The sequence below is a fragment of the uncultured Jatrophihabitans sp. genome, assembly GCF_964244045.1.
In the GTDB taxonomy this organism is placed as follows: domain Bacteria; phylum Actinomycetota; class Actinomycetes; order Mycobacteriales; family Jatrophihabitantaceae; genus Jatrophihabitans.
On record NZ_CAXTHK010000017.1, the window covers coordinates 20427 to 42599 of the forward strand.

Consider the following 22173-nt stretch of genomic DNA (forward strand, 5'->3'; position numbering starts at 1 on the left):
CGGTCGCGACAGCCGAGCTGTGGACGCAGCACGACGCTGTGCACAGCGGCGAGCAGCCTGTCGGCACCCTCTGCTAGCGGCGGACGAGCACCGTGCCGAGCACGCCGGGCCCGAGATGGGCGCCCACCACCGCGCCGATCTCGGCGACCCGCGCGCTGCGCAGAGACGGCAACGCCGTCGTCAAAGTCGCCAGCAGCGCCTCGGCGCGTTCGGGCACACCCAGGTGATGAACGGCGAGATCGATCGGCCCGTCATCTGCCGCGGCCACAGTCAGCTCGGCCAGCCGCGCCACGGCCCGCGAGGACGTCCGCACCTTTTCCAGCGGCACGATCTGACCCTCGACCATCTGCAGCAGCGGCTTCACGGACAGTGACGTCGCGAAGAACGCCTGTGCCGATCCGATCCGGCCACCTCGCCGCAGGTACTCAAGGGTGTCGACGTAGAACAGCGTGCGGGTGCGATCGACGGCCTCCGTCGCCGCACCCTGCACACCGGCCGCCGTCTCCCCTGCCCGTGCCGCCTCAGCTGCGGCCAGCACCGCGAAGCCGAGCCCCATTGCGGTTGAGCGCGAATCGACGACCCGCACGACACCGTGCGGGAAGTCCTGTGCGGCGAGCGTCGCAGATTCCCAGGTACCGGACAGCGCCGCGGACAGGTGCACCGACACGATCCGTTCGGCGCCGGATTCGAGCACTGACCGGTACGTCGATGCGAACTCGGCCGGGGTGGGCCGCGACGTGCTGACCGCGAACTTGTCCCGCAACGCTCGCACCACGTCGTCGGGAGTGACGTCAGTGCCGTCGTCGACGGCCACCCGGTGCCCGAGCATCACCCGCAGCGGGACCACCCGGACCCCGAGTTTGTTGACCGTCGACGCGGGCAAGCACGACGTCGAGTCCGTGACCACCGCGACGCGAGCCGACCCTGTCGTCACCAGCCTTCAGACCACGAAGTTGACGAGGCGACCCGGCACCGCAACGACCCGCCGCACCTCGCGACCGGCCAAGGCTGCCGCGACCTTCTCGTCGGCTCGCGCCACCGCCTCGATGACCGCGGCATCCGAGTCGGCAGGAACCCGCAGCACCACACGCACCTTGCCGTTGACCTGCACCGGGAGGTCGACGGTGTCCTCGACCAGGAGGTCGGGATCCGCCTGCGGCAACGGCTCCCATGCCAGCGACGACGCGTGGCCCAACCGGGACCACAGCTCCTCGCTGATGTGCGGGGCGAGCGGGGCCAGCAACAACACGATCGCCTCGGCCACCTCGCGCGGCGCACCGCCCTTCGGGAAACCGGCCACCACCGCGTTGTTCAGCTCGGTGATGCGCGCGACCGCGGTGTTGAACCGCAGTGAGTCGTACGACTCGGTCACGGCGTGGATCGTGCGGTGCAGCAGGCGATTCAGCTCGTCGGGCACACCCGCGTCGGCCACATGGGACTCGCCGGTTTGCTCGTCGACGACGACGCGCCAGATGCGCTGCAGCAGGCGGTACGGACCGACGACGGCCTTGGTGTCCCACGGGCGGTCCTGTTCGAGCGGCCCGGCCGACATCTCGAACAACCGAAGTGTGTCGGCGCCATAGGCGGCGTACATGTCCTCCGGCGTCGTCACGTTCTTGAGGGACTTGCCCATCTTCCCGTACTCGCGCCGGACCGGTTCGCCGTTCCAGACATAGCCGTCCGGCGTCTCCTCGACCTCGGCGGCCGGAATCCGGACGCCGCGGGCGTCCTCGAAGTAGTGCGCCTGCACGTAACCCTGGTTGATCAGCTTGTGGAACGGCTCCGACGAGCTCAGGTGGCCAAGGTCGAACAACACCTTGTGCCAGAAACGGGCGTACAGCAGGTGCAGCACCGCGTGCTCGACCCCGCCGACGTACAGCTCGACTCCACCCAACGGGCGATCGGCGTTCGGGCCCAGCCAGTAGCGCTCGACGTCGGGATCGACCAGCCGCTCGGCGTTGTGCGGGTCCAGGTAGCGCAGCTCGTACCAGCACGAGCCGGCCCAGTTGGGCATCGTGTTCGTCTCGCGGCGGTACCGCTTCGGTCCGTCGCCGAGGTCCAGCTCGACGTCGACCCAGTCGGTCAACCGGCCCAGCGGTGGCTCGGGCGTCGAATCGGCGTCGTCGGGCGGGAAGGACTTCGGTGAGAAGTCGTCGGTCTCGGGCAGCTCGACGGGCAGCATCGACTCGGGCAGGGCGACGGGCAGACCGGTCTCGTCGTAGACGATCGGGAACGGCTCACCCCAGTACCTCTGCCGGCTGAACAGCCAGTCGCGTAGGCGGTACGTGGTGGCGCCACGCCCGCGACCCTCGGCCTCCAGCCACGTGATGACGGCGGTCTTCGCCTCGTCGATCGTCAGACCGTCGAGGGACAACGCATCGTTGGACGAATTGATCCGCGCACCCTCGCCGGTGTACGCGCCGGTGTCCCAGCCTTCGGGCGGGGCGACGGTGCGCACGATGGGCAATCCGTAGACCGTCGCGAAGTCCCAGTCGCGCTCGTCCTCGGCCGGCACGGCCATGATCGCGCCGGTGCCGTACCCCATCAGGACGTAGTCGGCGACGAAGATCGGGATCGGCGCGCCGGTGACGGCGTTCGTGGCGTACGAGCCGGTGAAAACTCCGGTCTTCTCGCGGTCGCCGGCCTGCCGGTCGAGCTCGGAACGGCGGGACGCGGCCAGGCGGTATTCGTCCACCGCGACCTTGGGCGTCAGCGCGTCACCCGTCCAGACGACCGGAGTGTCCGCCGGCCAGCCCGCGGGTGTCAGCGCGTCGACCAGCGGGTGCTCGGGCGCCAGCACGAGATAGGTAACCCCGAACAGCGTGTCGGGACGGGTGGTGAAGACCTCGATGTCACCCGCGGACGAGGCGAATGCGACGTGCGCACCCGTCGAGCGGCCGATCCAGTTGCGCTGCATGGTGCGCACCTTCTCGGGCCAGTCGATCTGGTCGAGGTCGCGGACCAGCCGGTCGGCGTAGGCGGTGATGCGCATGTTCCACTGCGGCAGCGGCTTGCGGAACACCGGGAAGTTGCCGCGCTCGCTGCGCCCGTCGGCGGTGACCTCCTCGTTGGACAGCACCGTGCCCAGGCCGGGTGCCCAGTTGACCGTCGAATCGCTGCGGTAGACGAGGCGGTGGCTGTCGATCACCTGACGGCGCTCGACGTCGGACAGCTCCTCCCAGGGCCGATCGGTGTCGTTCGTGCCCGGGGCTGGGCGGCGCACGCCGGCGTCCAGTTCGGCGATCAGCTCGTCGATCGGACGCGCGCGGTCGAGGTCGGTGTCGTACCAGGAGTTGAAGATCTGCAGGAAAATCCACTGCGTCCAGCGGTAGTACTCGGGGTCGGTGGTGGCGAAGCGGCGGCGCTCGTCGTGCCCCAACCCGAGCCGGCGCAGCTGCGCCAGGAACACGTCGATGTTGCCGTAGGTCGTCACCCGCGGGTGCTGTCCCGTCTCGACGGCGTACTGCTCGGCCGGCAGGCCGAAGGCGTCGAAGCCCATGGTGTGCAGCACGTTGTCGCCGCGCATGCGCCGGTAGCGAGCGAATACGTCGGTGCCGATGTAACCAAGCGGGTGCCCGACGTGCAGTCCCGCGCCGGACGGGTACGGGAACATGTCCATGATGTAGGTGTGCCGGCCGATGGCAACCCGGTCGAAGCCCTCGGACATCGGACCGATCGGGTTGGGCGCGTCGAAGGTGCCCTCATCCAGCCAGCGCCGCTGCCAGCCCGTCTCGATCCGGTCGGCCAGCGCGGCGGTGTAGCGATGCGCGGGGACGTCGGCTGCGTCGATGGACCGTACCGGCGCCGTGTCCGTACCCGCTGTTCGGGTGTCTGTGCCGCTGCTGCCGCTGGTCACGTTGTGGGCTCCAATGCCGTGTGGATCACTGCCTCCGGACATACGAAGAGCCTCTGCGCATTCGCAGAGGCTCGGCCGCGCTGTCGATCATGACGTCAGCGCGGCTTGCCAAGAAGCAGTCGATCCGGGGTACGCACGCCCCAGAGAATAGCGCGCTGGCCCCACCGCTTCGCGGCCGCGATGGCCGCGGCCGTCCGATGAGGTGCGCACCCCGCGCCCGCTGTCCGTCGCCACCGGGCGCGGGGGCACCTGACGCCCAGGGTAGAGGGACAAGGCGCATGAGAGAACGCTCAACTACTTATGTCGTCAATCACTCGCGCTGATTTTGTTCAAGAACTGAACGATTTGCGGACAAAGCGGACAGGTCAGGCATCGGCATCGGCCGCGTCGTCGCCGGGGCCGACGTGTGCCGGCAGCGGCACGATCGTGCCCGGGGCGCCGAGGTTGTGTCCGCGCAGGCGCCAGGCCGGAGCTTCGTCGTGCAGCTCGCAGTACAGCTCGGACCAGTGGCAGTTGGCCAACGGCCCCAGCGGGTGCACCCGCTGTTCGATGCCGAGCAGCGCATTGGTCAGCGCCATCGCCGTCGCGCTGTGACTGACCAGGACGGTGACCGGGACGACCGACAGCTCATGGAAGGCCTTCAACGCCCGTTCGGCGACTTGGTCGCGGCTCTCACCGCCGCGCCGGCTGACGTCGCGTCCGGCCACCCAGTCGGCGAACTCGTCGGGGTAGGTCTCGGCAACCTCGTCGCGGGTCAAACCCTCCCAGTGGCCGAGCCCACGCTCCCGCAGCCGCGCGTCGGCGATGGGTTCGAGACCGCACGCGGCACCGACGATCTCGGCTGTCTGCTCGGCGCGTGCAAGGTCGGAAGTGACGAGCTGGTCCGGACGGACGGCCGCGATCAGCGCGCCCACCTCGTAAGCCTGCGCCCGGCCGATCTCGTCGAGCGACGGGTCGGCCTGACCCTGGAAGCGCCGTTGCGCGTTCCACGCGGTGCGGCCATGGCGCAGGAGCAGCAGGCTTCTGGTCGTCATCCGCCGTCGTCGCCGGACGCGCGTGCGGCCGCGTGAGCAGCAGCGGCGGCGTCCTCGAACGGGACGAACGGGCAGTCCTTCCACAGCCGCTCCAGGGCGTAGAAGACCCGCTCCTCCGAGTGCTGCACGTGCACGACGATGTCGCCGTAGTCCAGCAGCACCCAGCGACCGTCGCGCTGGCCCTCGCGGCGGATCGGCTTGTGGCCGCCACCGCGCAACGTGTCCTCGACGCCGTCGACGATGGCCTCGACCTGACGCTCATTGGTACCGGTGACGACGACGAAGACGTCGGTGATGGCCAGCCGGTCGCTGACGTCGATGAGCACGATGTCACCCGCGAGCTTGTCGGCGGCGGCTTGGGCTGCGTTGCGGGCGAGTGAGATCGCCTCGTCGGTTGCTGTCATGTCGCCGCCAGTCTACGGGCGGTAGAGCCGGTGCTTGTTGATGTACTGCACGACGCCGTCGGGTACCAGGTACCAGACGGGCCGACCGGCGGCCACCCGCTCGCGACACCCGCTCGAGGAGATCGCAAGAGCCGGGACGTCGAGCAAGCGAACCGAGTCGCTGGGCAGGTGCGCGTCTGACAACTCGTACCCAGGACGGGTGACCCCGACGAAGTGCGCGAGCCGGAGCGCCTCCTCGGCGCTCTTCCACGACAAGATCTGCGCCAGCGCGTCAGCGCCGGTGATGAAGTACAGCTCCGCGTCCGCACGTAGCGCCTTGATATCGCGGATGGTGTCGATCGTGTAGGTCGGGCCGGAGCGGTCGATATCAGCGCGGCTGACCCAGAACCGTGGGTTGGACGCGGTGGCGATCACCGACATCAGGTAGCGGTGCTCGGAACCGCTGACGTCGCGGTCGGACTTCTGCCACGGCTGTCCGGTAGGCACGAAGATCACCTCGTGCAGGCCGTACAGCGAAGCCACTTCGCTCGCCGCCACCAGGTGGCCGTGGTGGATCGGGTCGAACGTTCCGCCCATGATGCCGACGCGTCGGGTCGCTCGGCCGTTGCCCATGCGCGCGATCCTAGAACCGGCTACCGAATGCGGATGGACGGCATGCGCAGCGGGCCGCCGCTGGGCAGCCGCAACTCGGCGGCAAGTGCAGCGAGGTCTCCCCAGGCGCTGGCCGTCGCGGCCACCGCTCGCGGGTCGTCGCTGGACTTCGGCCGGCCGAGACGGGCCAGCGGCGGGATGTTGATCGCCGGCCGCACCGGGGCGTCATCGGGCAGTCCGGCGCGCTCGCGCGCGATCTGGGCCGCGTCGCGCAACGAGCCGAGCCGGTCGACGAGGCCGTTGCCCACGGCGTCGGCGCCCGACCAGATCCGTCCGCGGGCGACGTCGTGCACCGCGTCGTAGTCGAGGCCGCGGCCGTCGGCGACCTTCTGGACAAACTCGCGGTAGACGCGGTCGAGCATGGCCGACAACCGCTCGCGCTGGTCGTCGGTGAAGCCGCGGCGCAACGAGTACATCGACGCGCTGCCGCCCCGTTCGACGATCCCGGTGCCCAGGCCGAGCTTGTCCAGCAGCTCGGCGACGACGACCTTGCCCCCGAGCACGCCGATCGAGCCGGTGATCGTCCCGGGCTGGGCGACGATGACGTCGGCGGGGCAGCTGACGTAGTAACCGCCGGAGCCGGCCACGGCGCCCATCGAGACGACCACCGGCTTGCCTGCCTTGCGGGTCAGCTCGACCTCGCGCCACATCGTGTCGGACGCAACCGCCGACCCGCCCGGCGAGTCGACGCGGAACAGCACGACCTTGGCGTGCTCGTTCTCGCGCGCAGCGCGCAATGCGGCGGACACGGTGTCGCTGCCCAGCTGGCGACCCCGCGGGCCGCTGCGGCTGCGGCCACCGACGATCTCGCCGTGCCCCTCGACCAGCGCGACGAAGCCCTTGGACCGGCGCAGCAGCTGCGCGGCCTTTCGGACGTCCAGTGGGGGCGTCCACTGGTCGGCGAACAGCAGCTGCACGCCGTCACCGGCACGCGTCCTGGCCTCGGCGTACACCTCGTCGCGGTAGCCGAGACGGTCGACGAGCCCGGCCGAGACGGCATCGTCGGCTGCCAGCGGCGCACGGTCGGCCGCGGCCCGGACGGCATCGGGTTCGAGGCCGCGGGCCCGCGCGATCATGTCGACCGCGCCGTCCCAGATCGACTCGACGACGCGGTCGATCGCCTCGCGTCCCTCGGGGGTGAATTCGCTGCGCATGATGCGGTCGGCAGCGCTCTTGTACTCGTACCGCTTGTCCAGCTGGGGTTCGACGCCGAGCTTGTCGAGGGCCCCGCGCAGGAACGTCGTCTCGGTGGCCACGCCCATCAAAGCAAGTTCACCCGACGGCTGCAGCCAGATCTCACGGCAACCGCTGGCCAGCACGTAGTCCGATGTCCCGTTTCCGCCCTCGCCGATCGTCTCGGCCCAGGCGATCGTGGGTTTTCCGGACGCCGCGAAAGCGACCAGCCCGGCCCGCACCTCCTGCGCGATGGCCCACGGCAGGGCCGCGCCGCCGACCTTGACGACCAAGCCACGCACCGCATGGTCCTTACCGGCCTCATGCAGCGTGCGCAGCACCGCACGCAGCCGCGGCCGGTGCCGGCTGCGCAGCTTGCTGACCAGGTCGTCGGGCTCGAGCTCGATCAGCGCGCTCGTCAGGTCGAGCTCGAGCAGTACTCGCGGACGACGTCCGGGAACGGTGGCCATGCGCTCCACCGTACGGACGCGCGAGAAGGACACCGTGGACGGTGCGGACGCGATCGAGGACGCCCTCGGTGTTCGGGTGCCCGATGACGACCGGCTGTGGGTTCGGCTCAAACCCGGCTGGACGCCGGACCCGGATTGGAAGTGGCGCATCTTCGGTAGCGCGCAAACGTATGCCGGCCACTTCCATGTCTGCGCGATCGGCCACGACGAGCAACACCGGTCGGTGAATGTGGCCGACGTCGCCGAGTTCGCCCCAGCCGCGCGGCTCTGGCTTTCCGGGTTCCTAGCCGGTCAGGAAATCACCCAGTTCCAGTTCATGGGCAGCTCCGTCGAACTGCTGGACACCATGACCGAGGCCGACGAAGACCGCTGGCGCGCCTGGAACGTCGCGTTCCGCCGCCGTGGTTACGAGCTGTCGCTCGACGAGCTCCCCGAGGTGGACGAACCGGCGCTGGCCACCGCGCACGACCCGCCGGCCTGGGCCTTCATTGCCGGGCAGTTCTGGACGTACTCGGAGACGGGCTGGGCACCGGCCGACCCGCAGCCCGCGCCGTTCTCCGGCGACCAGCCAGCCCGCTGGCCGGGCACGGTGTGCGTCGAGCGCGGCCACCACGACATGGATCTCGAGGTCGGTGAGGTCGTTCTCCGCATCGACTGCCACGCCGTCTGACCGCGCGGCAGGCCGCGAAGGGGCCGATTGCCACCTCCCGGGCTACCAGTGCACCCCGCGCAGGATGTGCGCGAAGGCGACGCTCTCGGTGGACGGCTGGTCGGACTTCGACCCGCCGCTGCCGCGGGCTGCGTGGGAATCGGGGAAGAGCTTGTAGCCGGCGTTGAGCACGACGTCGACGCCGCGCGGCGCAACCTGGTAGGCGAGCTCGCCGGCGTTGCCCAGGGTGGTGCCGACCTTCTTCGGCTTGCGGATCATCGCCTTGCAGATCATGTCGGCGGCCTCGGGTGGAGTCATGGTCGGGAAGCGGTCGTACATCTTGGTGGGCGCGATCATCGGCGTACGCACGAGCGGCATGTGGATCGTGGTCAGGTGCACGCCGTCGTCGACGACCTCGGAGGCGATGCAGCGCGAGAACGCGTCGAGCGCAGCCTTCGAGGCGACGTAGGCCGAGAAGCGCGGGATGTTGGTCTGCACGCCGATGGAGCTGACGTTGATGATGTGGCCGCCCTTGCGGCCGTCGGGCGCGGTCTGGCGCATGACGGGCAGCAGCGACAGGATCAGCCGCACCGGTCCGAAGTAGTTCAGCTGCATGGTGCGTTCGAAGTCGTGCATGCGGTCGTAGGACAGCGCGATCGAGCGCCGGATCGACCGGCCGGCGTTGTTGACCAGCACGTCGACGCGGCCGTGCTCCTGGAGCACCTCCTTGGCCATCCGCTCGATGTCGCTGAGGTCGGCGAGGTCGCAACGGTGCACGAAGGCGATGCCACCGAGGTCCTCGATCTCCTGCTTGGTCTGCTCGAGCTTGTCGACCCCGCGGGCCACCAGGATGACGCGCCCGCCCGCGGCGCCGACCCGCAGCGCGGTGGCCCGGCCGATGCCCGACGACGCGCCGGTGATCATCACCGTCTTGCCCTTGATCGCGCGGGCGAGTTGCTTGTCCTTGCGACGGTCGGGGCTGTACGTGCGCTCCCAGTACTCCCAGAGGTGTTGCGCGTACAGCGCGAACTCGGGCAGCTCGATGCCGGACCCGGCGAGCACTGCCTGCGTCTTCGTCGAGTCGAAGTGCGTCGGGTAGGTCAGGTAAGCGAACATCTCGCGTGGGATGCCGAGCTCAGCCAGGGCCAGATCGGTGAGCTGCTTGGCACCGGGCAGGCTGGTCAGCGTCTTGGTCAGGCGCGCGGGCAGCATGTCCATCATCCGGGCGTCGACGTTCAGCGACGGCTGCGGCGCCTTGGCCGCCTTCGTCAGCGCCTTCAACAGGCCGCCGACCGTCAGCGCCTCGGGATCGGTCAGATGGAATGCCCGGCCGTCGAGGTCGGGTTGGTGGGCGATGTAGTCCATGGCCTTGGCGACGTAGTCGACCGGGACGAGGTTGATCTCGCCGCCCTCAATACCGACGCCACGCAGCCATGACGGCGTGACCCCGCGCAGCCGCTGGATGGTGCGGAAGAAGTAGTACGGGCCGTCGATCTTGTCGATCTCACCCGTCTCGGAGCTGCCGACGACGGCCCCCGGCCGGTAGATGCGCCACGGCACCGGCGAGTCACGCCGCACGATGCCCTCCGATTCGTGCTTGGTCTTGTAGTACGGGTTGTGCTCGACGTCCTGCGCCTCGTCGAACATGTCCTCGGTGAACGTGCCGCGGTAGAGCCCGGCCGCGGCGATCGAGCTGACCATGTGGAAGTGCCCGGCGTGCACCGCACCGGCAAGCGACAGCGCGTGCCGCGTCCCCTCGACGTTCGCCGCGTACTGGCTGTCGGCGTCGGCGGTCAGGTCGTAGATCGCGGCCAGGTGGAAGAAGTGCTCGATCTTCCCGTCGAGGCGCTCGAGTTCCTCCTGGTCGACGCCGAGCCGCTCCTTGGACAGGTCGCCGATCACCGGCACGATGCGGTCGTCGTCGGCGCCGAGGCGCGTCTTCAGCTCGTCCAACTTGTCCAGTGAGCTCGCCCGGCACAGGGCGTAGATCGTCCCCTCACGCTCGAGTAGCTGCGCGAGCAGGAAGCGGCCGATGAATCCGGTCGCCCCGGTGACGAAGTACGCCATGAAGATCCTCCTGGGCTGTTACTGACAGGTAGCCCAGAGTGTGGTCCTCGCGGGGGCGAAGTTCCAGCGGGATCGTCAGCCGATGAGCACCTTCGGGAAAATCGCCCCGAGCACCAGTCCTGCCACGTAAAGCCAGCCGAAGGCCCGGTTGTGGACGAGGCAGACCCGGTGGTACCAGAGCGGCCAACCGACGTAGCCGGCCGGCGGTGACGTCGGCGTGGGCCGCGCCATGACCCTGATCGCTCGCAGGGCGCGCGGAGCGGCGAGCACGATGAGCAACGCGAACGGGGTCAGGTCACCGAGCGCGACGAGCAGCACCGTGACCGCGTACATCGCAACTACCGAGACCTCGTTGAAGTACCGGGCGACGCTTTCGCCCAACAGCACGGGAAGGGTGCGTTGGTGCTGGCCGGTGTCGAACTCGCGCTGGTCGACGTGCTTGCCGACCAGGATCGACATGACGCCCAGGCCGGGTGGGACGGACGCAGCGAACGCGACGCCGGACCAGTGCCCGGTAATGACGTAGTAGCCGCCGCCGATCATGAGCGGGCCCCACACGACGAAGGCCGCGATCTCGCCGAGCCCGAGTTCCTTCAGGGCCCGCGGTGCTGCGTCGTAGGCGTACAGCAGGACGCCGCCGATGAGCGCCAGCCAGAGCGCCGGCAGCCCGCGCAGCGCCACGAAATACGCCGCGATGGCCACCGACACGAGGCCCAGCACGACCAGGCCGGTGGCGAGCAGTCGCGGCGTCACAGCACCGCTGGCGATCGGGTGCAGGGTGTAGCGGCGGCGCGGGGAGTCGGCGGTGTCGTGGCCGCGGCGGTAGCCGAAGTAGTCGTTCGACAGGTTGCTGACCGCGTGCAGGACCAGGTAGCCGACGAAGACGGCAACGAACGGCAGCCACTCGAAGCGGCGATCCGTGGCAGCCAGCAGACCGGCCATGAGCGCCGACTGGGCCGAGATGACGAGGATGACGCTGCGGGCGGCGTACAGGAACCGCGTCACCGGGTCGAGGTGCGAGAACTCCGACGCCTGCGCCGGATAGAAGCCGGTGAACGCCCCGACGAACGCGAACGGCCCGCCCTGTGGCGGCTTGCCGGCAGCAGGTACAGGAGTGGTCGTCGGTGTTGCTGGGTTCGTTACCGCGTCGGTGCTCACGTGCCCCACGGTACGACGGCGCAGGGCGGGAAAGCCCACCTCGGAAACGCGTGTTTGCTCACTGGGAACGGTGCTCACGAGCGACGTGGACACCCCGTCCCCGGTGCGCGCCCACGCCGAGGGCCATGGGCATCTCGGGGCGCGCGCCTGGCCCGACCGCTGCGCAGTCGAGAAGCACATCGCCAATGTGTTCCTGAAGCTCGATCTGCCGCCGTCCGGGACCGACTACCGCCGGATGCTCGCCGTACTGCGCTACCTGCAGTCCTGACGGTGGGCCGCCGTCGATAGGGTCGAAGAGTGACACAGGCGGCCGACATCCTCGACCTCATCGCCGGTGAGGACTACGAGGTGGCGATCGACCCACCCGGCGACGGTGTGGGTTTCTGGGCCGGTGGACCGTCCGCGGTCTGGCACGATCACGCGTTCTACCTGGCCTACCGGTTACGGCGCCCGGTTACCGCCGGCCGGGGCTACGCCAACGTGGTGGCGCGCTCTGAGGACGGCGTGCACTTCGAGACCGTGGCCACCGTCACCAGCGAGCAGTTCGAGTGCGCCTCGCTCGAGCGACCCGCCCTCATCGCCTTGCCGGACGGCGGTTGGCGACTGTACGTCTCGTGCTCGACGCGCAACTCGAAGCACTGGTGGGTCGAGACGATCGAGTCCGACGACCTCGCCACCCTTGCCGACGGCAAACGCACTGTCGTGCTGCCCGGCGACCCGGACACCACGGCCTGGAAGGACATCGTCGTGCGGCGCAGCGGCCCGGACTGGCAGATGTGGGCCTGCCGGCACCCGCTCGACGGCGGCGACGACCAGGCCGACCAGATGACGTCGGTGTACCTGACGAGTGACGACGGACTGATCTGGTCCGAGCGCTCGACCGCGCTCGCACCTACGGCCGGGACGTGGGACGCCCGTGGCGTCCGCATCACCAGCGTCGTGCGCAGCGGGGCGTCCTGGCTGGCGTTCTACGACGGCCGGGCGTCCGCCGCGGAGAACTGGTTCGAACGCACCGGGCTGGCCGAGGGCGCCGGTCCCGACGCGTTCACCGCGGTCGCCGGTCCAACGCCGACCGGGCAGACCGTCCGCTACCTCAGCTTCGCCGAGTCACTGACCGGCACCCGGGTCTATTGGGAGGCGTCACGCTCCGATGGCGCCAACGAGCTGCGCACCGCAAAGGTGCCGCGCCCCGCATCGCCCAGCCAGTCCTGAAACGAACGCCCCAGCACGTCCTCGAGCAGCGCGACGTCATCGCGAACCCGCGCGACCAGCTCCCGCCGGACGGCGACGTCGAGCTTCGGGCGCTGCGACGGGCCGCGCTGCAGCGCAGCGAGCAGCGGACGCTGGGCCTGCCGCCACACCCGCGGATCGACGTGCCGGCCGAGCGACGCACCACCGCGCACGAGCATCCGCAGCCCCGAGTTGACGGCGCCGTGCCCAGCCCACGCTGTGACGTTCGACCCCGGGATCGAGCTGACGACGCCGGGTTCGACGCCGAGGAAGGTCGCGATGCTGTCGAGCGTGTGGGCCGGCGCGTCGATGAGCTCGCGGTAGCGCACGACGAACACCCGCTCGCGGTCGACGTGCTCGAACAGCGAGACGAGCTGCTCGCCGTAGCGCCCGAGTCCGAGATAGCGCCAGAAGGGCGCCCACCCCGCGGCTGCCCGTTCGTCCTCGAGATCGCAGGCGGTCCGGAAGTCGCCCTCAGGCTCCAGCCCGTCGGCCCACAGGTGCGTCCAGTTCGAGTACGCGCGGTCGATGGGGTCACGGATGACCGCGATCATCCGGACGTCCGGGATCGCCGCTGCGATCCGTGCGTGCGCCGCGGTGTCCCACAGGTAGAACGGTGTGCTCTCGCCGCGCAGCGTGCCGGGCGGGGCGGCGTCGAAGAGCTGCTCGTATCGTTCGCGCTGCCAGATCCACTCCTGCGCGCTGTGCGCGTCGCCCGGCCCGCGCTGGGTGTCCGGTGCGGGCGGGCGGCCGTCGGTGAGGAAGTACTTGGGTTCCTTCGGCGTGGACAGGAAGAGCTGCGGGTGCCCGACGAGCGCGGCATGTAGGGCGGTCGAACCGGCCTTCGGGGCGCCGGCGATGAGGAAGTCAGGCAGGGCCACTGGGCTCCCCTCTAATGCCTACTGAATGTGTAGAGAACTCTACCGGGCGTCGAGCTCGGCGATGAGCCGCCGGCCCGCCGTATTGCGGTACGACGCGTCGATGAGCTCGGCGATCTCTGCCCAGGCCCGGCGGGCCGCTCGCGGCGCGGGCAGGGCCATGCCGAGCCAACCGTAGGCGCCGAGGTAGGCGGGTACATAGCAGCGGTCGTCGGCGAGCAACGGCTCGCGCTCGCCGGCTTCAGGCAGGACGAGCACGGTGTGCGTGTGTTGGATCCACTCGCCGTCGACGCGTTCTGAACCGCCGTAGTAGGCGAAGACCTTGGTCGTGAAGAACGCGGGATGTCCGTGCGTGATCTTCTCCGCCGCGCCGGGGAACCCCAATGCAATCTCGCGGACACGGGCGAGCTGCGGGTCGTCCTCGTCGAACATCCTCGGGTGCGGCATAAGTTGATCTACCGGCAGTGGCCGTCGCCGGTCACGATCCACTTCGTCGAGGTCAGCTCGGCCAGGCCCATCGGCCCGCGGGCGTGCATCTTCTGCGTCGAGATGCCGATCTCGGCGCCGAAGCCGAACTCGCTGCCGTCGGTGAAGCGGGTCGAGGCGTTGACCATGACCGCCGCCGAGTCGACGCGAGCGGTGAAGCGACGTGCCGCCGCGAGGTCGCGGGTGACGATGGCCTCGGTGTGGCCGGTCGACCAGCGGCGAATGTGCGCGATGGCCTCGTCCAGGTCGTCGACGACGCGGGCTGCCATGTCGAGGGACAGGTACTCGCGCTCCCAGTCGTCGTCGGTGGCGACGAGCACGCCGTCGAGCTCGGCGAAGGCCTCGTCGCCGTGCACGACGACTCCCCTGCTCTGCAGGGCGGCCGTGATCCGGGGCAGGAACTCCTCGGCCACCGCTCGGTGCACGAGCAGGGTCTCGGCGGAGTTGCACACGCTGACCCGCGAGGTCTTGGAGTTCACGACGATGCGCTCGGCGACGTCGAGGTCGGCGGCGGCGTCGACGTAGACGTGCACGTTGCCGACGCCGGTCTCGATGACTGGCACGGTGGCGTTCTCGACGACGTGCTGGATCAACCCGGCCCCGCCGCGCGGGATGACGAGGTCGACCAGCCCGCGGGCCCGTAGCAAGTGGTCGACCGAGGCACGGTCGGTGCCGGGCACCTGCAGCACCGCATTGCGGGGCAGGCCGGCCTTCTCGGCCGCGCCGGCGAGTACCTCGACCAGCGCAGTGTTCGACTGGAACGCCGACCCTGACCCACGAAGCAGAGCGGCGTTGCCGGACTTCAGTGCCAGCCCGGCGGCGTCGACGGTAACGTTCGGGCGGGCCTCGTAGATCATCGCGATCACGCCGAACGGCACGCGCACCTGGCGGATCTCGAGCCCATTGGGCTGGGTGTAACCGCGCAGCACCTCACCGACCGGATCGGGCAGCGCTGCGATGTCGCGCAGCCCGTCAGCCATCGCAGCCACCCGGGCTGCGTCGAGTGCAAGGCGGTCGAGCAGGCCGTCGGCCATCCTGGCTGCGCGGCCGGCTTCGACGTCGCCGGCGTTGGCCTGGACGATTGCCTCGGTGGCTGCGTCGAGGGCGTCGGCCATCGCGTGCAGGGCCGCGTCCTTGGCCGCGCGCGAGAGCGGCGCCAGTTCCGCCGCAGCATCTCGCGCACGAGCCGCTACGGCCCGGACGTCGGCGGACGGCTCGCTCATGTCCGACAGGATACGGGCGTTATTTCTTCGACCTGCGCTTGTGCCGGTACTGCAGCAACGCCGAGATGAGCGCCCCGACGACGGCAGCGATGAGCAGCGCCACGAAAACCGGCGCGTTGACCTTGGGGCCGGCGATGATCCGGATCTTCACGTTCTCGGTGTTCTCGACGATGAAGATCACGATCAGGACGAACAGGATGCCGGCGATGATCTGTCCGGGCGAGATGCTGCGCTTCTGCTTGGCCGGCGCGGCGGCTGGTGGCGGAGGCGTGACGGGGCGTTGGCTGGCGTCGCTCATGCTCCAGTCGATACCCGCTTACGGCGTACGCCTCACGACTGTGCGTGCCGTGTCGACACGACTCACAACACGACCAAGTCGTCGCGATGGACGAGTTCGCGCCGGAACTCGGCGGGCAATTCGCTGGTACGGTGCCCGAGCAGGGGCGGGAGGTCAGCGGCGTCATAGCCGACCAGCCCCCGGGCGACCGGTACTCCGTCGGGTCCGACTAGGTCGACGGGCTCGCCCGAGTAGAACTCGCCGGTCACGCCCACAACGCCGGCGGGCAGCAGGGAGGTCCGTCGCTGCACGATCGCGGTGACCGCACCCTGGTCGAGCAGCAGGCGACCGCGCGGCGTGGTGGCGTGCCGTAGCCAGAACAGCCGCGACGTCGTGCGGTCGCCGGCCGCGTGGAAGAACGTGCCGGCGGCGCCACGCAACGCGTCGTCGATGCGCGACGCGGCAGCCAACACCACCGGGATGCCCTCGCTGGTCGCAATGGCGGCGGCGTCGATCTTGGTCGTCATCCCCCCCGAACCCACGTGGCTGCCCGAACGGCTGACGTCGACCCCGGCCAGCGCAGCCATCGACTCGACCTCGGCGATGAACTCGGCGCCGGGACGTCCCGGCTGGCCGGTGTACAACCCGTCGACATCGGTGAGCAGCACGAGCGCGTCGGCCTGCACGACATGCGAGACGAGCGCCGCCAGCCGGTCGTTGTCCCCGAAGCGGATCTCGTGGGTGGCGACCGTGTCGTTCTCGTTCACGATCGGGACTACGCCGAGCGCGAGGAGCCGCTCCAGCGTCGACTCGGCGTTGCGGTAGTGCCCACGGCGATGCAGGTCGTCGGCGGTGAGCAACACCTGGCCGACGATCAGCCCGTAGCGGGCGAACGACGCGGCGTAGCGCTCGGCGAGCAGCTGCTGGCCGACGCTCGCCGCGGCCTGTTGGGTGGCCAGGTCGCGGGGGCGCGAGCGCAATCCCAACGGGCCGATCCCGGCCGCGATAGCGCCTGAGGACACGAGCACGACCTGCTGGCCGGCCTGTCGACGGGCGGCAACGGCGTCGACGATCCCATCGAGGCGGTCCGGGGCGAGCCGGCCCCGGGAGGTCAGCGACGACGAGCCGACCTTCACCACCGTTCGGCGGGCCTCGGCGATCGCCGCACGGCTCATGAGCGAACGCAGTGAACGAATGACGAATGGGCATGGCCTCTGGCGGCCGGAACGAAGCGGAGGCCGGTCATTCCTCGTCCCACTGCCCGGTGTGGCGCGACTTCTTGGCCGCGAGCCGTTCGTCGGCGCGCGACCGGGTGGACGTGTCGAGTCGCTCGTCGGTGCCACGCCGTCCCGGCGCCCAGTCCTCGATATCGACACCGCCGGTGGGCTCGAAGTCGAAGCTGACGTCGCCGATCGTCACCGGTGCGCCGCGTTCGGCACCCTGCTTGGCGAGTTCCTTCTCGACGCCGAGCCGGGCGAGGCGGTCGGCCAGATAACCCACCGCCTCGTCGTTGTCGAAGGCGGTCTGTCGGATCCAGCGTTCGGGCTTCTCGCCACGCACGATGAACCCGCCCGGCTCGGCGGGATCGGGGCTGACGGTGAACCCCGCGTCGTCGACGGCGCGCGGCCGCAGGACGATGCGGGGCGACTCGGGCAGCGCGCGCTCGGCACGGTCGGCCTGGACCGCGGCGGCGAGCGCGAAGGTGAGCTCGCGCAGCCCGGCGTGCGACACGGCGCTGATCTCGAACACCCGCAGGCCGCGGGCCTCGAGGTCGGGGCGCACGAGGTCGGCGAGTTCCTTGCCCTCCGGCACGTCGATCTTGTTCAAGGCGACAAGGCGGGGCTTCTCGAGCAGCTCGCCGAACGTGCCCTCGTACTGCGAGAGCTCGGACTCCAGCGCGTCGAGGTCGCTGAGCGGGTCGCGGCCGGGTTCGAGGGTGGCGCAGTCCAGGACGTGCAGCAGCACCGCGCAGCGTTCGACGTGGCGCAGGAAGTCCAGGCCGAGCCCCTTCCCCGCGGCCGCGCCGGGGATCAGGCCGGGCACGTCGGCCACGGTGAAGGTGGTGGTGCCCGCACTGACCACGCCGAGGTTCGGCACGAGCGTGGTGAACGGGTAGTCGGCGATCTTGGGGCGCGCGGCCGACAGGGCAGCGATCAGCGAGGACTTCCCGGCGCTCGGAAAACCGACCAGGCCGACGTCGGCCACGCTCTTGAGCTCAAGGACGAGCTCCCGTTCCTCGCCCGGCTCGCCGAGCAGCGCGAATCCCGGGGCCTTGCGCTTGGTGGAGGCCAGGGCGGCGTTGCCGAGCCCGCCCTGCCCGCCGCGGGCCGCGACGAACTCGGTGCCCGGCCCGGTGAGGTCGACCAGCACGTCGCCGTTCTCGTCGAGCACGACGGTGCCATCCGGAACGCGCAGGCGCAGGTCCGAGCCGTGCGCACCGTTGCGGTGGCCACCGGCAGCCTGGCCGCCGTTGCCGGCCTTCTGGTGCGGGTGGTGGTGGAAGTCCAGCAGCGTGTGGACGTTGGTGTCGACGGCGAGGACGACGTCACCGCCACGTCCCCCGTTGCCGCCGTCCGGGCCGCCGAGCGGCTTGAACTTCTCCCGGTGGATGGACGCGACGCCGTGCGCGCCGTTACCAGCAGCGAGGTGCAGGACGACCCTATCGACGAACTTCATGGGTCGACGAACTTCATGGGTCTACGAACTTCATGGGTCTACGAGCTTCATGGGGGTCCGGGGTGGGCGGATTACCTCAGACGATGTTCACGGTCTTGCGGCCGCGCTTGGCGCCGAACTCGACCGCGCCGGCCTCGAGAGCGAACAGGGTGTCGTCCTTGCCGCGGCCGACACCGACGCCCGGGTGGAACTTGGTGCCGCGCTGGCGGACGATGATCTCGCCGGCCTTGACGACCTGGCCGCCGTAACGCTTGACGCCGAGGTACTGCGCGTTGGAGTCGCGACCGTTACGCGAGCTGGATGCGCCCTTCTTATGAGCCATGGTGTGCCACTCCCTACTTCGCGCTGATTCCGGTGACCTTCAGCTGGGTCAGCCGCTGACGGTGACCCTGTCGCTTGTGGTAACCGGTCTTGTTCTTGTATTTGTGGATGCGGATCTTCGGGCCCTTGGTCTGGGCCACGACCTCTGCGGTGATCTTGGCGGCCGACAGCTTGGCGGCCTCATGGGTGACGGCGGTGCCGTCGACCAGCAGGATCGCGGCTAGCGCGACCTCGGCGCCGGGCGCGGCATCGAGCTTCTCGACCTCGATCACATCGCCTTCGGCGACCTTGTACTGCTTGCCGCCGGTCTTGACGATGGCGTACATCGCGGGATCCACTCCTTGAACTGCTGCTGACACACGAGCGGCCCACCACGCGATGGGCCGTCGTCCAGATTACGTCACGGCGGGCTGCGCAGGCAAAACGCCTGCTGAGCTCGCCGTGCCCGTCACGGTGTGGCGACGGGCGGCCCGGCCGGCCGACTGGCCGCCCGTCGACGCCGACGCCCGGCGGGCACGGCACCGTTCATGTCCTGATGCGGCGCAGGGTCCTCCGGTTGGCTCGCCGGGGTCGGCCCCTCAGCCACCGCGGCCGCCTCCAGCTCGACCACCGGCACGTCGGCCGCGGCCGGCTCCTGGACTGCGTCGTTCTCGGCAGCAGGTGCGTCGACAGCAGATGCCTCGACGTCGGTTGCCTCGGCCTCCCGGGCGGCGGCGACGAGATCGGTCGCCAACGTCGCGACCACGCCGTCGTCGGCCGGTGCGGCGCCGGCGGCCCGCTCGAGAGCGGCCGCCTTGTGGATCGCGGCGATGGCGGCATTGGCGGCCTGGCGCTGCTCGTCGGTCATCGGCGGCTCGACCGCCTCGACCGGCTCGCTGGCGCCGGCCTTTGCGCCGCGACGGCGCTTGCTGCGCCCGGCACCGCGCTCCTCGTCGTCGGACGAGCCGCCGTTCTTCTGCTCGACGGGTTCCTGCTGAATCAGGACCCCGCGGCCGTGGCAGTGCTCGCACGGTTCGCTGAACGCCTCGAGCAGGCCCTCGCCGACGCGCTTGCGCGTCATCTGCACGAGACCGAGCGAGGTGACCTCCGCGACCTGGTGCTTGGTGCGGTCGCGACCGAGGCATTCGGTGAGGCGCCGCAGTACGAGCTCGCGGTTCGACTCGAGCACCATGTCGATGAAGTCGATGACGACGATTCCACCGACGTCGCGCAGCCGCAGCTGGCGCACGATCTCCTCGGCCGCCTCGAGGTTGTTGCGGGTGACGGTCTGCTCGAGGTTGCCACCCGAGCCAACGAACTTGCCGGTGTTGACGTCGATGACGGTCATAGCCTCGGTGCGGTCGATCACCAGCGAGCCGCCCGAGGGCAGCCAGACCTTACGGTCGAGGGCCTTCATCAACTGTTCGTCGACGCGCAGGTCGTGGAACACGTCGCTGTTGCCGACGTGCTTGGACACCCGCGCGGCGAGGTCGGGGGCCACGCCGCCGACGTATTCCGAGACCGTGTCCCAGGCGTCAGAACCCTGCACGACCAGCCGCTTGAAGTCCTCGTTGAACACGTCGCGCACAACACGAATGGCCAAGTCAGGCTCGCCGTGCAGCAGGACGGGCGCCGACTTCTTCTGCTCGGCCAAGCTCTGGATCTGCTCCCACTGCGCCTGCAGCCGTTCGACGTCGTGGGTGAGGTCCTCTTCGGACGCGCCTTCGGCCGCGGTGCGCACGATGACGCCGGCCTCGTCGGGGACGATCTTCTTCAGAATCGATTTGAGGCGGTGCCGCTCGGCGTCGGGCAGCCGTCGGCTGATGCCGGTCATGCCGCCGCCGGGCACGTAGACGACAAAGCGGCCGGGCAGCGACACCTGGCTGGTCAACCGGGCGCCCTTGTGGCTGATCGGGTCCTTGGTGACCTGCACGAGGACGGAGTCACCGGAGTGCATCGCCTGCTCGATCGCGCGGGACTTGCCGTCGAGACCGGCGGCGTCCCAGTTCACCTCACCGGCGTAGAGCACGCCGTTGCGGCCCTTGCCGATGTCGATGAAGGCAGCTTCCATGCTCGGCAGGACGTTCTGGACGCGGCCCAGGTAGACGTTGCCGACGTAGGACGTCGCGCTGGCCCGGGTGACGTAGTGCTCGACGAGGATGTCGTCCTCGAGAACGGCGATCTGGGTGCGGTCGCCGGCCTGGCGGACGGCCATCACCCGGTCGACGGCCTCGCGGCGGGCGAGGAACTCGGCCTCTGTGAGGATCGGGGCGCGGCGGCGCGTCGTGTCCCGACCGTCGCGGCGGCGCTGACGCTTGGCCTCGAGACGGGTCGAACCTTTGATACCGCGCACGCCGTCGTCGCCGGCTGCACTGGAGCCACCGTCATCACTTGACCCGCGGCCCTTCCTGTCGCGGACGTGCGTGACGGTGTTCGGCGGGTCGTCAGTGCCACCGCCCGCATTGTCGGAGTCGCCGCCCGTCCCGGAACGTCGCCTGCGGCGACGCCGCCGGCTGGTCCCGGACTGCTCGGCGGAGTCGTCGCCGGCGTCGGCATCCGTGTCGTCGGAGTCGGAGTCCTCGGCCTCGGCGTCGGTGTCGGTGTCGGTGTCATCCACGATCGGCTCGTCCGCGTCGCCGTCTGTGGCGTCCTCGGCGTCATCGGCGCGGTTGGCACCGCCGCGGCCACGGCGGCCCCGGCGACGACGGCGACGAGCGCCGTTGGCCTGTTCGATCGCGGCTTCGCGCACGTCGTCCGGATCGGCGACGTCCTCGACAGCGGCCAGGTCGGACTCGTCGAGACTGCCGTCGGCGTCGACTGTCGCCTCGCCGGTGACCGCACCCTCGTCGGTGACCGCAGCCTCGTCGGTGACCGCAGCCTCGTCGGCGGGCGGCTCGAGCGGGGCGGCGGTCTTCTTGGCCGCCCGGCGGCGGCGTGGGGCCGGGGCGTCGACGGCGGGAGCGACGAACAGAACACTCGGCGCAACCAATGCGGACTCGCCCGGCTCACCGATGTCGCCCGCAACCGCATCCGCGGTGATCGTGCTGCCTGAGGTCTCGTCGACAGGTGCAGCGGCGGTCTTCTTGGACGCGCGCTTGCGGGTGGCCTTCTTGGACGGCGCCAGGGCCGGTGAGGTGAAGTCCAGCGTGGCTGCGGTGCTGGTCGAGCCGTCGGCCTCGCTGCCGGCCGCGGGAGCGGCCGCGTCGGCCGGGTGCGTCTCGGGGACGACGGACTTGGTGCGGCTGCGGCGGGCGGCCTTCTTGGCCGGCGCGGCCTCAGCGGGCGGCGCGTCGGCGACGATGTCGGCCGGCGCCTCGGGGGTAATGGTGACGGCCTTGGCGGCCGCCTTTCGAGGCGCCCTCTTACGCGGTGCCGGAGCGTCTGCGACCGGTCCTTCGGCAGGTGCGGCGTCGACCGGCGGCGGACCGGCAGCGGCTGTTGCCTTGCGCGCTGCTCGCTTGCGTGTGACACGCCCGGCGGGGGCGTCGGCGACCGGCGAATCGCCGGTGGTCTCAGCAGTGGTGGTGTCGGATGGGGTGGAGTCGTCGGTGCTGTCGGTGTCGAGCATGTGCTCGGGTCACTCCGTTTCGGCCTCCGGGCGCGCCCGCTCTCGCGGTACGCGACCGCACAGAGGCGGTTGT

Annotated in this window: 20 protein-coding genes; 3 read left to right on the plus strand and 17 right to left on the minus strand. The window is 70.1% G+C overall.

Annotated features, from left to right (window positions below):
* Positions 1 to 73 precede the first annotated feature (73 nt).
* From ACFFC4_RS13490 to sppA, 6 genes are all read right to left on the minus strand, one after another.
* On the minus strand, positions 74 to 934 hold the full coding sequence (locus ACFFC4_RS13490) for a DegV family protein (protein WP_375501676.1): 861 nt from the start codon (positions 932 to 934) through the stop codon (positions 74 to 76).
* A gap of 6 nt (positions 935 to 940) precedes the next feature.
* Positions 941 to 3790, minus strand: a complete 2850-nt coding sequence (leuS, locus tag ACFFC4_RS13495; protein ID WP_375501794.1) for a leucine--tRNA ligase — start codon at positions 3788 to 3790, stop codon at positions 941 to 943.
* A gap of 431 nt (positions 3791 to 4221) precedes the next feature.
* Entirely contained in the window at positions 4222 to 4890 is a 669-nt protein-coding gene (locus tag ACFFC4_RS13500; protein WP_375501678.1) for a histidine phosphatase family protein, read from the minus strand.
* Positions 4887 to 5294, minus strand: a complete 408-nt coding sequence (rsfS, locus tag ACFFC4_RS13505; protein ID WP_375501680.1) for a ribosome silencing factor — start codon at positions 5292 to 5294, stop codon at positions 4887 to 4889. Before rsfS ends, ACFFC4_RS13500 begins: the two co-directional genes overlap by 4 nt.
* Before the next feature lie 12 nt (positions 5295 to 5306).
* Positions 5307 to 5906, minus strand: coding sequence for a nicotinate-nucleotide adenylyltransferase (gene nadD / locus ACFFC4_RS13510; RefSeq protein WP_375501682.1), 600 nt, complete (start codon positions 5904 to 5906; stop codon positions 5307 to 5309).
* A 20-nt stretch (positions 5907 to 5926) separates the two neighbouring features.
* Entirely contained in the window at positions 5927 to 7588 is a 1662-nt protein-coding gene (gene sppA / locus ACFFC4_RS13515) for a signal peptide peptidase SppA (protein WP_375501684.1), read from the minus strand.
* On the opposite strand from sppA, the gene ACFFC4_RS13520 reads away from it, so the two are divergent.
* Positions 7587 to 8258 (plus strand): hypothetical protein, encoded by a 672-nt coding sequence (locus ACFFC4_RS13520; RefSeq protein WP_375501686.1) that lies wholly within the window; start codon positions 7587 to 7589, stop codon positions 8256 to 8258. The two genes, sppA and ACFFC4_RS13520, sit on opposite strands and share 2 nt — an antisense overlap.
* 42 nt (positions 8259 to 8300) lie before the next feature.
* Here ACFFC4_RS13520 and ACFFC4_RS13525 read toward each other — a convergent pair whose 3' ends face one another.
* Together ACFFC4_RS13525 and ACFFC4_RS13530 are read right to left on the minus strand one after the other, a co-directional pair.
* Entirely contained in the window at positions 8301 to 10304 is a 2004-nt protein-coding gene (locus ACFFC4_RS13525) for an SDR family oxidoreductase (protein ID WP_375501688.1), read from the minus strand.
* A gap of 75 nt (positions 10305 to 10379) precedes the next feature.
* A complete protein-coding gene (locus ACFFC4_RS13530; RefSeq protein ID WP_375501690.1) occupies positions 10380 to 11462 on the minus strand; it encodes a prenyltransferase in 1083 nt (360 codons plus the stop codon).
* Between the two features lie 85 nt (positions 11463 to 11547).
* Here ACFFC4_RS13530 and ACFFC4_RS13535 point away from each other — a divergent pair, with 85 nt between their 5' ends.
* Entirely contained in the window at positions 11548 to 11730 is a 183-nt protein-coding gene (locus ACFFC4_RS13535; RefSeq protein ID WP_375501692.1) for a DNA-binding response regulator, read from the plus strand.
* Between the two features lie 29 nt (positions 11731 to 11759).
* The gene (locus tag ACFFC4_RS13540) at positions 11760 to 12674 is read left to right on the plus strand and encodes a hypothetical protein (protein ID WP_375501694.1); all 915 of its coding nucleotides are present in this window, start codon (positions 11760 to 11762) and stop codon (positions 12672 to 12674) included.
* Here ACFFC4_RS13540 and ACFFC4_RS13545 read toward each other — a convergent pair.
* From ACFFC4_RS13545 to ACFFC4_RS13585, 9 genes are all read right to left on the minus strand, one after another.
* Complete coding sequence (locus ACFFC4_RS13545; RefSeq protein ID WP_375501696.1) at positions 12590 to 13573, minus strand: sulfotransferase; 984 nt, start codon at positions 13571 to 13573, stop codon at positions 12590 to 12592. The genes ACFFC4_RS13540 and ACFFC4_RS13545 overlap by 85 nt on opposite strands.
* Before the next feature lie 39 nt (positions 13574 to 13612).
* Positions 13613 to 14017: an MmcQ/YjbR family DNA-binding protein gene (locus ACFFC4_RS13550; protein WP_375501698.1), complete on the minus strand. Its 405-nt coding sequence runs from the start codon at positions 14015 to 14017 to the stop codon at positions 13613 to 13615.
* 8 nt (positions 14018 to 14025) lie between these two features.
* Positions 14026 to 15279 carry a glutamate-5-semialdehyde dehydrogenase gene (locus ACFFC4_RS13555; protein WP_375501700.1) on the minus strand — a complete coding sequence of 418 codons (1254 nt, stop codon included), beginning with the start codon at positions 15277 to 15279 and terminating at the stop codon, positions 14026 to 14028.
* A 19-nt stretch (positions 15280 to 15298) separates the two neighbouring features.
* On the minus strand, positions 15299 to 15577 hold the full coding sequence (locus tag ACFFC4_RS13560) for a hypothetical protein (protein WP_375501702.1): 279 nt from the start codon (positions 15575 to 15577) through the stop codon (positions 15299 to 15301).
* 62 nt (positions 15578 to 15639) lie between these two features.
* Positions 15640 to 16731 carry a glutamate 5-kinase gene (gene proB / locus ACFFC4_RS13565; RefSeq protein ID WP_375501704.1) on the minus strand — a complete coding sequence of 364 codons (1092 nt, stop codon included), beginning with the start codon at positions 16729 to 16731 and terminating at the stop codon, positions 15640 to 15642.
* Positions 16732 to 16798: 67 nt separating this feature from the next.
* Positions 16799 to 18232: a GTPase ObgE gene (obgE, locus tag ACFFC4_RS13570; protein WP_375501706.1), complete on the minus strand. Its 1434-nt coding sequence runs from the start codon at positions 18230 to 18232 to the stop codon at positions 16799 to 16801.
* A gap of 76 nt (positions 18233 to 18308) precedes the next feature.
* Positions 18309 to 18554 carry a 50S ribosomal protein L27 gene (rpmA, locus tag ACFFC4_RS13575; protein WP_375501708.1) on the minus strand — a complete coding sequence of 82 codons (246 nt, stop codon included), beginning with the start codon at positions 18552 to 18554 and terminating at the stop codon, positions 18309 to 18311.
* Between the two features lie 13 nt (positions 18555 to 18567).
* Positions 18568 to 18879: a 50S ribosomal protein L21 gene (gene rplU, locus ACFFC4_RS13580; protein ID WP_375501710.1), complete on the minus strand. Its 312-nt coding sequence runs from the start codon at positions 18877 to 18879 to the stop codon at positions 18568 to 18570.
* A 122-nt stretch (positions 18880 to 19001) separates the two neighbouring features.
* Positions 19002 to 22100, minus strand: coding sequence for an Rne/Rng family ribonuclease (locus ACFFC4_RS13585; RefSeq protein WP_375501712.1), 3099 nt, complete (start codon positions 22098 to 22100; stop codon positions 19002 to 19004).
* Positions 22101 to 22173 lie beyond the last annotated feature (73 nt).

Bases quoted from the DNA above. Each gene is read 5' to 3' on its own strand.
- ACFFC4_RS13500 (WP_375501678.1), bottom strand. From the start codon at position 4,890: ATGACGACCAGAAGCCTGCTGCTCCTGCGCCATGGCCGCACCGCGTGG.
- rsfS (WP_375501680.1), bottom strand. From the start codon at position 5,294: ATGACAGCAACCGACGAGGCGATCTCACTCGCCCGCAACGCAGCCCAA.
- nadD (WP_375501682.1), bottom strand. From the start codon at position 5,906: ATGGGCAACGGCCGAGCGACCCGACGCGTCGGCATCATGGGCGGAACG.
- ACFFC4_RS13520 (WP_375501686.1), top strand. From the start codon at position 7,587: ATGCGCTCCACCGTACGGACGCGCGAGAAGGACACCGTGGACGGTGCG.
- sppA (WP_375501684.1), bottom strand. From the start codon at position 7,588: ATGGCCACCGTTCCCGGACGTCGTCCGCGAGTACTGCTCGAGCTCGAC.
- ACFFC4_RS13525 (WP_375501688.1), bottom strand. From the start codon at position 10,304: ATGGCGTACTTCGTCACCGGGGCGACCGGATTCATCGGCCGCTTCCTG.
- ACFFC4_RS13550 (WP_375501698.1), bottom strand. From the start codon at position 14,017: ATGCCGCACCCGAGGATGTTCGACGAGGACGACCCGCAGCTCGCCCGT.
- ACFFC4_RS13555 (WP_375501700.1), bottom strand. From the start codon at position 15,279: ATGAGCGAGCCGTCCGCCGACGTCCGGGCCGTAGCGGCTCGTGCGCGA.
- ACFFC4_RS13560 (WP_375501702.1), bottom strand. From the start codon at position 15,577: ATGAGCGACGCCAGCCAACGCCCCGTCACGCCTCCGCCACCAGCCGCC.
- proB (WP_375501704.1), bottom strand. From the start codon at position 16,731: ATGAGCCGTGCGGCGATCGCCGAGGCCCGCCGAACGGTGGTGAAGGTC.
- obgE (WP_375501706.1), bottom strand. From the start codon at position 18,232: ATGAAGTTCGTCGATAGGGTCGTCCTGCACCTCGCTGCTGGTAACGGC.
- rpmA (WP_375501708.1), bottom strand. From the start codon at position 18,554: ATGGCTCATAAGAAGGGCGCATCCAGCTCGCGTAACGGTCGCGACTCC.
- rplU (WP_375501710.1), bottom strand. From the start codon at position 18,879: ATGTACGCCATCGTCAAGACCGGCGGCAAGCAGTACAAGGTCGCCGAA.
- ACFFC4_RS13585 (WP_375501712.1), bottom strand. From the start codon at position 22,100: ATGCTCGACACCGACAGCACCGACGACTCCACCCCATCCGACACCACC.